Annotated in this window: 12 protein-coding genes and 1 tRNA gene; 6 read left to right on the forward strand and 7 right to left on the reverse strand. The window is 60.4% G+C overall.

Annotated features, from left to right (window positions below):
• The 4 genes from LJX92_RS13725 to LJX92_RS13740 are packed head-to-tail and all read left to right on the forward strand — an operon-like array spanning nt 1 to nt 4792.
• Nucleotides 1-927, forward strand: a complete 927-nt coding sequence (locus LJX92_RS13725) for a 4-hydroxyproline epimerase (RefSeq protein ID WP_032875595.1) — start codon at nt 1-3, stop codon at nt 925-927.
• 35 nt (nt 928-962) lie between these two features.
• Nucleotides 963-1910 carry a dihydrodipicolinate synthase family protein gene (locus LJX92_RS13730; protein WP_057012563.1) on the forward strand — a complete coding sequence of 316 codons (948 nt, stop codon included), beginning with the start codon at nt 963-965 and terminating at the stop codon, nt 1908-1910.
• 60 nt (nt 1911-1970) lie between these two features.
• Nucleotides 1971-3542 (forward strand): aldehyde dehydrogenase (NADP(+)), encoded by a 1572-nt coding sequence (locus tag LJX92_RS13735; RefSeq protein ID WP_228308401.1) that lies wholly within the window; start codon nt 1971-1973, stop codon nt 3540-3542.
• Between the two features lie 2 nt (nt 3543-3544).
• Nucleotides 3545-4792 carry an NAD(P)/FAD-dependent oxidoreductase gene (locus LJX92_RS13740; protein ID WP_148854340.1) on the forward strand — a complete coding sequence of 416 codons (1248 nt, stop codon included), beginning with the start codon at nt 3545-3547 and terminating at the stop codon, nt 4790-4792.
• Here LJX92_RS13740 and LJX92_RS13745 read toward each other — a convergent pair.
• Both LJX92_RS13745 and LJX92_RS13750 read right to left on the reverse strand, forming a co-directional pair.
• On the reverse strand, nt 4763-5710 hold the full coding sequence (locus LJX92_RS13745) for an ADP-ribosylglycohydrolase family protein (RefSeq protein WP_103734425.1): 948 nt from the start codon (nt 5708-5710) through the stop codon (nt 4763-4765). The two genes, LJX92_RS13740 and LJX92_RS13745, sit on opposite strands and share 30 nt — an antisense overlap.
• A 37-nt stretch (nt 5711-5747) precedes the next feature.
• On the reverse strand, nt 5748-6731 hold the full coding sequence (locus tag LJX92_RS13750; RefSeq protein WP_050549421.1) for a GlxA family transcriptional regulator: 984 nt from the start codon (nt 6729-6731) through the stop codon (nt 5748-5750).
• Between the two features lie 553 nt (nt 6732-7284).
• On the opposite strand from LJX92_RS13750, the gene LJX92_RS13755 reads away from it, so the two are divergent.
• The gene (locus tag LJX92_RS13755) at nt 7285-7530 is read left to right on the forward strand and encodes a hypothetical protein (protein WP_032875609.1); all 246 of its coding nucleotides are present in this window, start codon (nt 7285-7287) and stop codon (nt 7528-7530) included.
• A 62-nt stretch (nt 7531-7592) separates the two neighbouring features.
• On the opposite strand, the gene LJX92_RS13760 is transcribed toward LJX92_RS13755, so the two are convergent.
• From LJX92_RS13760 to LJX92_RS13775, 4 genes are all read right to left on the reverse strand, one after another.
• Nucleotides 7593-7775 (reverse strand): hypothetical protein, encoded by a 183-nt coding sequence (locus LJX92_RS13760; protein WP_143508449.1) that lies wholly within the window; start codon nt 7773-7775, stop codon nt 7593-7595.
• A gap of 178 nt (nt 7776-7953) precedes the next feature.
• Complete coding sequence (locus LJX92_RS13765) at nt 7954-8679, reverse strand: META and DUF4377 domain-containing protein (protein ID WP_228308404.1); 726 nt, start codon at nt 8677-8679, stop codon at nt 7954-7956.
• A gap of 230 nt (nt 8680-8909) precedes the next feature.
• Nucleotides 8910-8983, reverse strand: a tRNA-Cys gene (locus LJX92_RS13770).
• A gap of 214 nt (nt 8984-9197) precedes the next feature.
• Nucleotides 9198-11477 carry an acylase gene (locus tag LJX92_RS13775; protein WP_228308405.1) on the reverse strand — a complete coding sequence of 760 codons (2280 nt, stop codon included), beginning with the start codon at nt 11475-11477 and terminating at the stop codon, nt 9198-9200.
• 237 nt (nt 11478-11714) lie between these two features.
• Between LJX92_RS13775 and LJX92_RS13780 the strand changes: the two genes are divergently transcribed.
• A complete protein-coding gene (locus LJX92_RS13780) occupies nt 11715-12095 on the forward strand; it encodes a fe2+ zn2+ uptake regulation protein (protein ID WP_032875618.1) in 381 nt (126 codons plus the stop codon).
• Nucleotides 12096-12110: 15 nt separating this feature from the next.
• On the opposite strand, the gene LJX92_RS13785 is transcribed toward LJX92_RS13780, so the two are convergent.
• Complete coding sequence (locus tag LJX92_RS13785; protein WP_005788056.1) at nt 12111-12305, reverse strand: hypothetical protein; 195 nt, start codon at nt 12303-12305, stop codon at nt 12111-12113.
• Nucleotides 12306-12592 lie beyond the last annotated feature (287 nt).

The following is a 12592-nucleotide window of genomic DNA, read 5'->3' on the forward strand; positions in this document are numbered from 1 at the left end:
ATGAAGCGACTGCATGTAATCGATTCCCACACCGGTGGCGAACCCACGCGCCTGATCATGAACGGCTTCCCGGCTTTGGCGGGCACCACCGTCGCCGAGCAGCTTGAAGATCTGCGCACTCATCACGATCAATGGCGTCGCGCCTGCCTGCTGGAGCCACGGGGCAACGATGTACTGGTCGGTGCACTGTACTGCGCGCCGGTCACGCCGGGCGCCACCTGTGGAGTGATTTTCTTCAACAATGCCGGCTACCTCGGCATGTGCGGCCACGGCACTATCGGCCTGGTCGCCTCCCTGCATTACCTCGGCCTTATCGCGCCAGGTGTCCACACCATCGACACCCCGGTAGGCCCGGTGGCAGCCACGCTGCACGAAGACGGTGGCGTAACCCTGCGCAACGTGCCCGCCTACCGCTACCGCCAGCAGGTACCGGTGCAGGTGCCCGGGTATGGCGTGGTGCTGGGCGACATCGCCTGGGGCGGCAACTGGTTTTTCCTGGTGTCGGACCACGGCCAGGCCCTGCAGATGAGCAACGTTGACGTCTTGACCGACTACACCTGGGCGATGCTCAAGGCCCTTGAGGCCCAAGGTATTCACGGCGCAGACGGCGCGTTGATCGACCATGTCGAACTGTTCGCCGACGACGCCCAGGCCGACAGCCGCAACTTCGTGATGTGCCCCGGCAAAGCCTATGACCGCTCCCCCTGCGGCACCGGCACCAGCGCCAAGCTCGCGTGCCTGGCCGCCGATGGAAAACTCGCGGCGGGGCAGACCTGGGTACAAGCCAGCATCACCGGCAGCCAGTTCCAGGGCCGCTATGAATGGGACGGCGAACGCGTGCGTCCCTTCATCACCGGCCGCGCGTACATGACTGCCGACAGCACCTTGCTGATCGACGAGCAGGACCCGTTTGCCTGGGGCATCTGAGCCTTTTATTTATTAACCTGAATGGAGTTAGCACCATGAGCGACAACATCTTCACCGGCTGCATGCCCGCCCTGATGACCCCCTGCACCGCCGAGCGCCAACCGGACTTTGACGCACTGGTCGCCAAAGGCCGCGAGCTGATTGATATCGGCATGAGTGCGGTGGTGTATTGCGGATCCATGGGCGATTGGCCGCTGCTCACCGAGGCTCAGCGTCAGGAAGGCGTGGCGCGTCTGGTCGCGGCCGGCGTGCCGACCATCGTCGGCACCGGCGCGGTGAACAGCCGTGAGGCGGTGGCCCACGCGGCCCATGCCGCCAAGGTCGGCGCCCATGGCTTGATGGTGATTCCCCGCGTGCTGTCCCGTGGGGCTTCGGTCACCGCGCAAAAGGCCCACTTCGCGGCGATCCTCAACGCTGCGCCCAACCTGCCGGCGGTGATCTACAACAGTCCCTACTACGGCTTCGCCACCCGCGCCGATCTGTTCTTCGAACTGCGCCGCGAGCACCCGAACCTGATCGGCTTCAAGGAGTTCGGCGGCGCCGCCGACCTGCGCTACGCCGCAGAAAACATCACCTCCCAGGACGATGACGTGACGCTGATGGTTGGCGTCGATACGCAAGTGGTGCACGGCTTCGTCAATTGCAACGCCACCGGCGCCATCACCGGCATCGGCAACGCGTTGCCGCGGGAAGTGCTGCAACTGGTGGCCCTGAGCAAAAAGGCCGCCAAGGGTGATGCCAAGGCGCGACGCCAGGCCCGCGAGCTGGAAGCTGCGCTGGCGGTGCTGTCGTCGTTCGATGAGGGCTGTGACCTGGTGCTGTATTACAAGCATTTGATGGTGCTCAACGGCGATCAGGGCTACGCCCTGCACTTCAACGAAACCGATGTGCTCAGCGCTGCCCAGCGCCGCTATGCCGAGCAGCAGTACGCGCTGTTCCGCCAGTGGTATGCCAACTGGTCGGCTGAACAGAACGTCGCTTGATTTTCTGTAGGAGCGAGCTTGCTCGCTCCTACAACACCCCTCTGTTTTTCAGGATGCCCCATGACTCTGACAGGCAAGATGCTGATTGGTCAGCAATCCCTTTGCGGCCATCGCGATGCGATCCGCGCTATCAACCCCGCCACCGACACGCCACTGGAACCCGCCTATGCCGGCGGCGATGGCGAGCAGGTCGAGCAGGCCTGCGCACTGGCATGGGCCGCGTTCGATACTTACCGCGAAACCACCTTGGCAGACCGCGCCGGGTTTCTTGAAACCATTGCCGATAACATCGAAGCCCTGGGCGATGAATTGATCGAACGCGCCAGCGCCGAAACCGGCCTGCCCCGCGCACGCATTCAAGGTGAACGCGGTCGTACCTGCGGGCAACTGCGCGCCTTTGCCCGCACTGTACGCCTGGGTGAATGGCTCGACGTACGAGTCGATACCGCGCAACCCCAGCGCCAACCGCTGCCCCGCGCCGACCTGCGCCAGCGACATATCGCCCTGGGCCCGGTCGCAGTGTTTGGGGCAAGCAACTTTCCCCTGGCCTTCTCCGTGGCGGGCGGCGATACCGCATCGGCACTGGCAGCCGGTTGCCCGGTGGTGGTCAAGGCCCACAGCGCCCACCCCGGCACCAGCGAACTGGTGGGCCGCGCCGTTGCCCAGGCGGTCAAACAGTGTGGTTTGCCCGAAGGGGTATTTTCACTGCTCTATGGCGCGGGTAACGAGGTGGGTATCGCACTGGTGACCGACCCGCGCATCAAGGCCGTGGGTTTTACCGGGTCACGCGGTGGCGGTATCGCCCTGTGCCAGGCCGCGCAGGCACGCCCTGAGCCGATCCCGGTGTATGCGGAAATGAGTTCGATCAACCCTGTGTACCTGTTTCCTGCCGCGCTTGAAGCACGGGCCGAGCCATTGGCCGAAGGTTTCGTCGCGTCACTGACCCAAGGTGCCGGCCAGTTCTGCACCAACCCTGGCTTGGTAATCGCCGTGAAAGGCAGCGCCCTGGACCGATTTATCAAGGTCGCCAGTGATCTGCTTCCACGTTGCCCGGCGCAGACCATGCTCACCCCGGGCATCTTCAGCGCCTACGAAACCGGCGTGAGTGCATTGGCCCGGCACGCCCAAGTCGCCGCCAAGGGCCTGGCGGGAGCTGGGCCGAACCAAGGCCAGGCCCATCTGTTCGTAACTCAGGCCCAGGCATTCCTGAGCAACGAACACCTGCAGGCCGAGGTCTTCGGCGCCGCCTCGCTGGTGGTGGAATGCGGCGATGCCGAGCAAGTGCGACGGGTATCCGAACACCTGGAAGGTCAACTCACCGCGACCTTGCATATGGATGACCTGGATCTGCCACAAGCCCGGGCCCTGCTGCCCGTGCTGGAGCGCAAGGCCGGGCGCCTGTTGGTCAACGGCTGGCCGACCGGCGTGGAAGTCTGCGATGCGATGGTGCATGGCGGGCCGTTCCCGGCGACCTCGGATGCGCGCAGCACCTCGGTGGGCACGGCGGCGATCCAAAGGTTCCTGCGGCCGGTGTGCTATCAGGATTTCCCGGATGCCTTACTGCCCGCTGCGCTCGGGCACGACAACCCGCTAGGGCTGCGGCGCCTGCTTGACGGCCAGAGAGAGGCGTAGCCATGGCCCAGCCCAATCAAGCAGACATTGTGGTGGTGGGCGCCGGCATCATCGGCGTCGCCTGTGCCTTGCAGCTGGCGCGCCAGGGCCGCCAAGTGCTGGTGGTCGACGCGCAGGCGCCGGGCATGGGCGCCTCCTACGGCAATGCCGGTCACCTGGCGACAGAGCAGGTATTTCCCATTGCTGACCTGTCGATCCTCAAGCGCTTGCCGGCCATGCTGCTGGACCCCATGGGCCCACTGCGCCTGGACTGGACCTACCTGCCCCGCGCCCTGCCCTGGTTTATTCGCCTATTGTTGAATCTGCGACCGGCAAGCTACCAGCGCACCGTGGCCGGCCTGCGTGCATTGAACGAAGGCAGCCTGGGCGCGTGGCAGCGCTTGCTGCACTCCATTGGGCAAGCGCATTTGTTGCGTGAAGACGGTTCACTGCTGGTGTTTGAGCGCGCCGAATCCCGCGCTGCCATCGATGCGTTGCAGCAGCGCATGACTCAGCAAGGCGTAGCGGTGAACTTCTGGAGCGGCGATGCGGTGCGCAAGGCCGCGCCACAACTGAGCGACGCGATACAAGGCGGATTGTTCTTCCCCACTACCGGGCACTTTGTCGACCCGTACACCGTGGTGGGCGAACTGGTGAACGCGGCCAAGGCCGAGGGCGTGCAATTTCTGAAGCAGCGCGTGTTGGATGGACGCCTGGAGGGCAACGGCGTTTCATTGATGACCGACCAAGGTGTACTGACAGCGCGCCAAGTACTCATCGCCTGCGGTGCGCACTCGGCCAAACTCACCACCGCACTGACCGGCAAACAGGTGCCGCTGGACACCGAGCGCGGTTATCACCTGATGCTGCCCCACGAGCATCAGCGCCTGCCCTTTGCCGTCACCTCGCTGGAGCGCAAGTTCATCATGACCCCCCTGTCCGGCGGTTTGCGCCTGGCCGGCACAGTCGAATTCGCCGGCCTCGACCGCCCGGCCAATATGCAACGGGCCTGGCAACTGCATCGCTTGAGCAAAGGACTGTTTCGTCACGACCTCAGCGACCGTGGCGCCACGCCGTGGATGGGGTTTCGGCCGTCCCTGCCCGACTCGCTGCCGATCATCGACCGGGTGTGCGACGGCAAAGTACTGCTTGCGTTCGGGCACCAGCATTTGGGGCTGACACAGGCGGCGGTGACCGCCGAAAGGGTTGGGCAACTCGCGACGGGAGAGCGGGTGGCTGAGTTACGGCCCTATCGATTGGAGCGGTTCTAAGCCTTGTCGCTGCATGAGCGAGGCACTGTATAAGGCATCAGCGGTGTCTTGGATTTCATCGTGCATCCATAGCTTGTCCAGCCAACCGATAGGGATAGCGTGCACACCATAATATGCACCTGCCAATTGACCTAAGATTGCGGCGGTGGTGTCAGCGTCATCCCCCAGATTTGCGGCAGCAAGCACAGCCTCAGCGAAACTGGCAGTGTGATCGAAGCACCAGAATGCGGCCTCCAGGGAAGCCACCGCGTAACCTGAGCCGACGATTTCGGTGTGCGTTTTATCGCGGTATTCGCCGCGTGCGATAGCCGTGACCTTTGGAGCTGACAAAGAGGTGTTTGAGAAGCTCAGCACTTCACCTTTCGAAACACCGCTCAGTGCGTTACCGATGGCTTCTGCCAGCAGTTGGCAACACTCGATGGCTTCCTGGGCAGCATGGGTTGTGCGTGAGCTTTGCGCAGTGAAACGGCGGATGTTCTCCAAGTCTGGGAAATAGAACAACACCACAGGCGCAAGGCGCATCATTGATCCATTACCGGCGGAATAGGGATTCGTTGAGCCCGAAAAACCGTCGCCAGTTTGCTGAAACATCGCCAACGCATCGCGAATCGTCATCCCGATATCGAAACACTCACCGGTAGAGCTCAGATACCCGCACTTCCACCAATTCAGATAACGTCCCATCTGGTCGTTCGCATCGAAGCCGCCCTTGTGCAACAAGCTTTCGGCCAGACACAGCGCCATGGACGTGTCGTCCGTCCATTGGCCAGGCTTGAGATTGAACGGCCCGCCTCCAAGCATATCTGTGACGGGAGAAAAGCTGCCGCGGGGCATGAATTCAACCGTGGTTCCTACTGCGTCGCCGCACGCCAGCCCAAGCAAGCTGCCGCGATAACGATCCATAAGCGTTATGACCATTTACATTCCTTCAGAAGGCGCTTCAACTCCTGCCACGTTACCTGACCAACCGCTTCTCCTTGGAGGGGCGATATCCGAAATACGCGCTGTAGCACTTGCTGAAATGGCTCGGCGAGACAAACCCGCAAGCCACCAGCACATCCACCTGGGACAGCTCCGTATGCTGCAACAGGCGCCGCGCTTCGGTCACACGCAGTTCCATGTAGTAGCGTTGTGGCGTAGTTCCCAGTTGCTCCTTGAACAGGCGCTCCAGTTGGCGGCGGGAGCGACCGGCATAGACGGCGAGTTGATCGAGTTCCAGGGGTTCTTCGAGGTTGGCGTCCATCAACTTCACCACTTCACGCAGCGGTGCGCTGACACAGACGTTTTCGGTGGGTTTGATACGGCGATAGCGCGACTCTTCGAACGCCAGGATATCTTCGATACCTTCGACCAATGCTTTGCCATGCAGGCTCTTGATCCAGTCCAGCGCCATGTGGAAAGCACCGGAGGGGCTGGACGCAGTGAGGCGATCACGGTCGATCACGTAGGGCTCGCTGGTGACCTGTGCGCCTTTGGATACTTCCGCCAGCGCCGGACGGTGCTCGGGGTGAATGGCGCAGCGATAGCCCTGTAACAGGCCGGCGCGACCGAGAAACCACGAGCCGTTCCACAGACCCGCCAGGCTGACACCCGCCTCGGCCGCGCTGCGCAACAGCTGGATAAAGGGTTCGCTGGCCTTGAGTTCGGTGCGAAAGCCCCCGCAGATGACCAGCAGGTCCAAGTCCGGCAAGACCGCAGGTTCCAGGCTCGCATCGGGGCGGATGACCAGGCCCAGGTCGCTGATGACTTCGCCTTCGCCCCAACCGAAGGTGCGCGAAGCAAATAGCTCGGGGCGCAACAGATTGGCGGTCACCAGCGTGTCCAGGGTCTGGGTGAAAGCGGGCAGAGAGAAGTGTTCAAGTAGCAGGAAACCGACGCGGGTCACCAACGCTGCTTGCCGGGAGGGATCGTTGAGGTAGCGCAGGTTCTTGCCTTGCATGCCACCGCTGAACTGGCGTCTTTCCATCGAGGGTGGACCCACTCTTATTGTTGATGCAGTGGGCGCTATCTTAGGGGCAAATGCGGTGGCTGTCTCAGGGGCGGCGCTGATCTTTATAAAAACTGTTGGCTTGAAAAGCCCCGGCGCAGGCGCTAACGGGCAATCTGATACGGTTTTTTCTTTTCTATCTGCGCCTGTATTGAAAACCGCTCCAGGCGGACAATAGCCCCATCCCGACATTCCTGTCGTCCCCCCCTTCCCTTCGGAGGCCTTATGACCAAGATGGCAATTTTCCTGTTCGGCTTTTTGGTGCTGACCATTGGTATCGGGATGCTGGCGACTATTTCGCCGGTGTAGACGCATTTCAATTCAGGAGCGCGTTTCACAAAGCTTTCACAGACGTGCGCCTATTGTGCCTACAGCTCCTGAAAACATCCCCTTTAGCCCGCCCCCCATCGCGGGCTTTTCTTTGTCTGTAATTTTCCCTTGTGCACCGGTATGACTACCCTGTCGTACACGCTTAAGCTTTTTACCCCACACAGAGTGCACGCTTTTGATAGACGACCTCGACGGCCCCAGGACAGCGCAACAGGAACTGTTCTACGACCTTGAAGACGCCAGCGCGGTTATCGGCTGGTCGGTGGTGCAACTGACGGCATTGGCAGCTGGCGGCGCATCCAATAACGTAGCGACGTTAACGAAAGTCTGCGCGCTACTCACAGCTCAGCAGCAAAGGCTTGAAGCCTACGCAAGTGAAGTCAAGGCCCAGAGAATCAATAGATCCGAGGCCAGTGGCTGACGCCGAGCCTCGGAGCATCGAACTGAAACCGGCGCGAATGGCTGGCCCGGATTTATGCTCAATCAGCGGTTTTGCGCGGAAGGCTGCTGATTACCACCTTGTTGTTTTTTTACACGCTTGCGTGACCTGAGCTCGTATTGATGGTGAATAAACCAGGCAATCAACAGCACGCCCGTCACGGCGAAAACCAGGGTCAACAGCTCTATTGCGGTGCCTTCGTGTGAAAACATTTTTTCGTCCCTCATCCTGAAGTCGTTTGACCGAAAAAAGCCAAACCGAAATTGTTTGTAATAATTCAAACATTTTCAGGGTAGTTGGCAAACACACACGTGACAACCCCAACCGAGCTGGAACCGTTGATCTAGACCTGTCACTCGTCGAAAACCGGCCATTTTCTCGAACGTCACCGGCTTTAGGTCTCGGTTACTGACTAGTCCCGGAAGCGTCCTGCTCGACCACCATATCCAGTACGTAGACCTTCGAAGGCGCGTCTGCGGGCGGATTCTTCCATTCGTATTCCTTGACCCGCAGCACAGTGCGCACGCCGTCATGATGCTCGAAGCCTTCGATAGACTGATACAGCGGATGCCACGCATCCTGGGTCGCAAGTTGCAGGCCGGCGTCGTCATAGCGTCGCTCGCGCACTTGAAGGCACTGATAGTCAGGAATCATCGGGTGACTGCACTTGACGGTCTTGGCGGCCACCTCCAGGAATTTGACCTCACCCTTGCTCCCGTAACGCGTCTGCGGCGTAGCCTCGCCCTGCAGCTTGAGCACCGAGCCGTTGGCGGTAGTCAGTTGCAGCATCGGCGCCGTGTTGTCGCCGGTGATGACAGCACGCAGGTCGCCCTTGAACAGTCGAGCGACCTCTGCGTCAAGGTCCATCAGGCTCTTGTCGCAAGCCATAAGCGTTGAAGCCAGTGACTGCACTTTCAACACCCCATCCTGATACTGATAGCCGCCGAACTGGCCGTTGCAGCCACCGCTGATATTCAGATTCTTGTCACCGAAGGAAACGCGCAGCTTGCGTTCGATGCCTTTATTCAGAGCGAAGAGAGGTTTACCCGCGGCATCATTGGCCGAAACCAGGTTCCAGTAATAGGCGGGTAAAGCCGGCTGGGCTACAGCAGCCGAGGTAGTCGTGAGCATGGAGGGCGAGTCCTCATGGCTTTTGGAGGTGGAGGCACAGCCCTGGATCAGTGCAGCGCAAACGGCTGCAAGAAGAATGTTCTGTTTCATGGTTGTCTCGGTCAGCTTTGATAAGTACGGACATAGTCCTGCGCTTGCCAACATACGCACTGAATAAGTGCACGGGAAGCGTTGCCAAATCACAGACAATAAAAAACCCCGTAGACGTTAATCTACGGGGTTTTCAAGAGTGGAGGCCGAGGTCGGAATCGAACCGGCGTAGGCGGATTTGCAATCCGCTGCATAACCATTTTGCTACTCGGCCTCAAACGATCAATGCCCTTGTCGCTGACATTCACCGCATACAAACTGGAGTGGGCTATGTGAAGCCTGCCTCTACTCTAACTCATTGAATACATTGAAGTTTTTAATGCTTCATTGCGTTCGATGGGCGCCATTATGTACTCATTTGCCTATGCCTGCAACCCCTTGATTTCAAAAAATATTCTGCTCTGGCATCAAGGGGTTGCGGGTCTGCCCTATTCCTTGACGGTGTGGAGCTGGTATTGCGGATCGGCCTTGATCTGAGCGTCGGTGAACGGCAACGGGCGCAGTTTTTTCTCGGAGAAGGCCTGGGTCTGGTCCTTTGAGTAAGGGGACGCCGGGTTGCTGGATTCGGAGAACGCCAGCACGCCGACTGCGTTGGGGCCGTCGTTATCGAAGGTGACGATTTGCAGGTAGCTGGTACCGCTGACGACCTCGCGTTTGCCGTCGGCGCGGGGCACGGTTTGCATGGCGTTGTAGACACCCAGTTCTTGCGGGCCGCCGTGGATGGGGGTTTGGCCGCTGACCTGGATCTCACCCCAACGGCTCAGGCCGAGTTGGTTGACGTCTGCGCTGGAGGCCAGCATGGCTTCACGCAGCGCGGCGGCCACCGGCGCGCGATCGATGGCGAGGCCGCGGGGCGTGGTCAGGGGGTGGGCCGGGTCAAAGGCGACACGCCAGGCATCGGGAGTTTGCTGCAGGTGCTGCATCAGGTTGATGAAGTGCAGCAGGCCGATGCCGCTGTCGAGGTTGGCGCGCCGATCCCAGGTTTTCAAGCTGGTGCACAGTGGCTGGAGCGCGGCGGCGTCGGTGCCAAGTTGCTTGGCGCAAAAATCGAGCAGGTCCGGCATGACTTGGCCCGCCAGGTACACCTCGTTGTCCATGACCATGTTTTGCAGGTCGCTGACGCTGATCGGCTGTTTGTCCAGGGATTGCAGGCGTTGCAGGGCGAAACGTGCGCGTGGACTCAGGCCAATATTGTCCTGGCTGATCACCGGCGAGAACCCGCTCAGCGGCGCCTCGGGGTTAGCCATCCAGGCAGAGTCGTTGGAGTGCTGTACATAGTCGATGCGTTGCAACTGCGGCAACTGCGCCGCCGTGAAGATCCCTGCTTGCGCAGCCTTGGGGTCGATGTCCCAGGCGCAGGCGCTGCGGCTGCCGTCGAGTATGATCATTTGCAGGCCGGCCCGTGGGTCGCTGCATTGCGCCAGTTTGGCGGCGCTGACGTTGGGTACTACCGACAGGTTCATGTACAGGCTCTGCCCCTGATCATCGGCAGCCAGGGTGTTGACCCATGGGATGCCCTGAAGGGAGTGCACCGCAGTTTGCAGCTCAGTGATGCTGCCCGCACGGTTCATGGCATGCCACTGTTGCAGTACGCGGTCGTTGCCCAGGTTCGCGTCGCGCAGGCTGAAGGCGTATTTGTTGTCCCAGTCCAGCTTGCCGGGCCATTGCACCACGGGGCCGAACTGCGAACTGTAGACGGTGTGGGCAACGTCCTTGAGGCTGCCATCGGCCTGTTTGACCTGCACGGTCAGCGTGGTTTTATCCAGGGCAACGGACTTGCCGTCAAGCATATAGCGCGTGGAATCCTTGGGGTCCAGGGTCAGTCGGTACAGGGTGAAATGCTTGGAGGTGTCCACTGTATGCGTCCACGCCACGTGCTGGTTGAAGCCGATATTCACCACGGGTAAACCTGGCAGTGCGGCACCCATTACATCCAGTTGGCCAGGGATGGTCAGGTGCATTTCGTAGAAACGCATGCCACCCACCCATGGGAAATGCGGGTTGGCCAGCAACATCCCACGGCCATTGAAAGAACGATCACGCCCCACCGCGACGGCATTACTGCCCCGGTCGAGGCTGAAGCGTTGCTGATGCGCGGCGGCCTGTGCAAATGCCTGCGCGCCGGGTTGCACACCGGCGATGGCTTGGGGCGGCGTGGCGCCCACCAAGGCTTCGGCGAACTGGCCAACGCCACCTTCTACCAGCAACCGGCGCGTCAGTTTGACCAGATCCTCTTTAACCAGCGGTCGTACCCACGCCGCCTGGCATTGTGCGGGCGCGCCCTGCTCCTTCAAATAGCGGTTATAGCCGGCCACGTAGCCTTCGATACGCTGGCGGATCTGCGGGGTCTGCGCACGCCAGAATGCCTGCACCGCGCCGGGTGTATTGAGCCAGGTAAAGAACACATCGCTGGCAAGGTTGTTGCGTTCCTCCAGGGTTGCCTGCTCGGGGCCGAAATAGCGCGCGCGCTCGCCGTTCACCGTGACCACTTCATTGGCCAGCAGGCACAGGTTGTCCTGGGCATACGCGTAACCGATGCCAAAGCCCAGGCCGCGCTCGTCATTGGCGCGGATATGTGGCACGCCGTAAGTGGTACGGCGAATATCGGCCGACGCCTGAGCCACATGCTCGCGCGCCGAGGCCGCAAAGCTCAGCCCCAGCAACACCCCTGCCACGCAGCCCCTGAATAACCCGTTGGAAATAATCACGCAGACCCCGCAGTCAAATTGAATACCCTCGGTAGATACAACTACCCCACCGTAAGGACGCAATTAACCGGGAAGAATTTAGCCACGAACGGGGCTTATCCAGGCCGGCGACAGTGTGACAAACCTGATACCGACAAATTTTCTACATTCGGCACTTCATGATTTTGCTCTCTCGTTCGTCTTATTGAATAAGAGCACCATCATTTTCCTGATCAGGCTCTGATAAGGAGTTTTTGCATGTACAACCCGCAAGTGCCCACGGATGGACATTCACCGACAGCCGAGGCCAACTATGGCAACGGTTCACAAGGCTTTGGCAAGGCGCCCGAACAGCAGGGCAACCAGCGCATTCGCCATTTGCTCAAGTGTTTCGGTCTGCGCACCAGCCTGATTCGGCTGAAGGTCATCGACGCCCTCCTCAACGCCGCCGACAATCAGCGCACCCTGGGGGTGCGGGGCGTGCACAGCCACTTGCTGGAGCTGGGCATCCCGTTGTCGTTTCTCAGTGTGCGTGAGGTGCTCAAGCGTCTGTGCAGCGAGGGCGTGATCACCCTCAATGCCGATAAAAGCTACAGCCTCCATGAAGAGGCTGCCAAAGTGCTCGAAGGTCGCGCCTGAGTCACGCCGCGCTGATCAGAAGTGCGGCTTGACCTTGCGACGCATGATGCCGTTGATCACCACTACCACCACGGCAATCGCAATGGCCAGGTACTGGAAGGTCTTTTCGCTGATCACGCCAATGTTCTGCAGGTAGGACAGGCCGAACATCGAGGCCAGCACGGCCAGGGCGATCAGAATCGAGTATTTCAAGCGTTGCTTTTGGGTCATGACGAAGTTCCTGAACCTTAAAGAATGTATCCGCTGTGTTTCGCCGCACGTACCCGAAAATCGGGACGAACCGGGTCGGCTGCGTCTCATGTTACAGGCGATCAAAAATTTTGGCTTGTTCGGCGCTCACACGGGCCGTCGGTTTTAATCGTTGAGAGGGCAATCTTCTCGCGTCTTGCTGACTTGATTTCTCACACACCACAGGTAGCCATGCGGGAACCGTAATGCCCAGAGCGCACACGAATCAGTGCGCTCAGGCTACAGGTATGTAGCCTTTTGGAGCGTTG

The sequence above is a fragment of the Pseudomonas sp. HN8-3 genome (genome assembly GCF_020790195.1).
GTDB lineage: Bacteria > Pseudomonadota > Gammaproteobacteria > Pseudomonadales > Pseudomonadaceae > Aquipseudomonas > Aquipseudomonas synxantha_A.

What these genes read in the sequence shown, in the direction of transcription:
- LJX92_RS13765 (WP_228308404.1), bottom strand. Translation starts at nt 8,679, where the DNA reads ATGCTCACGACTACCTCGGCTGCTGTAGCCCAGCCGGCTTTACCCGCC.
- LJX92_RS13740 (WP_148854340.1), top strand. Translation starts at nt 3,545, where the DNA reads ATGGCCCAGCCCAATCAAGCAGACATTGTGGTGGTGGGCGCCGGCATC.
- LJX92_RS13730 (WP_057012563.1), top strand. Translation starts at nt 963, where the DNA reads ATGAGCGACAACATCTTCACCGGCTGCATGCCCGCCCTGATGACCCCC.
- LJX92_RS13735 (WP_228308401.1), top strand. Translation starts at nt 1,971, where the DNA reads ATGACTCTGACAGGCAAGATGCTGATTGGTCAGCAATCCCTTTGCGGC.
- LJX92_RS13745 (WP_103734425.1), bottom strand. Translation starts at nt 5,710, where the DNA reads ATGGTCATAACGCTTATGGATCGTTATCGCGGCAGCTTGCTTGGGCTG.
- LJX92_RS13750 (WP_050549421.1), bottom strand. Translation starts at nt 6,731, where the DNA reads ATGCAAGGCAAGAACCTGCGCTACCTCAACGATCCCTCCCGGCAAGCA.
- LJX92_RS13785 (WP_005788056.1), bottom strand. Translation starts at nt 12,305, where the DNA reads ATGACCCAAAAGCAACGCTTGAAATACTCGATTCTGATCGCCCTGGCC.
- LJX92_RS13760 (WP_143508449.1), bottom strand. Translation starts at nt 7,775, where the DNA reads ATGAGGGACGAAAAAATGTTTTCACACGAAGGCACCGCAATAGAGCTG.
- LJX92_RS13780 (WP_032875618.1), top strand. Translation starts at nt 11,715, where the DNA reads ATGTACAACCCGCAAGTGCCCACGGATGGACATTCACCGACAGCCGAG.
- LJX92_RS13725 (WP_032875595.1), top strand. Translation starts at nt 1, where the DNA reads ATGAAGCGACTGCATGTAATCGATTCCCACACCGGTGGCGAACCCACG.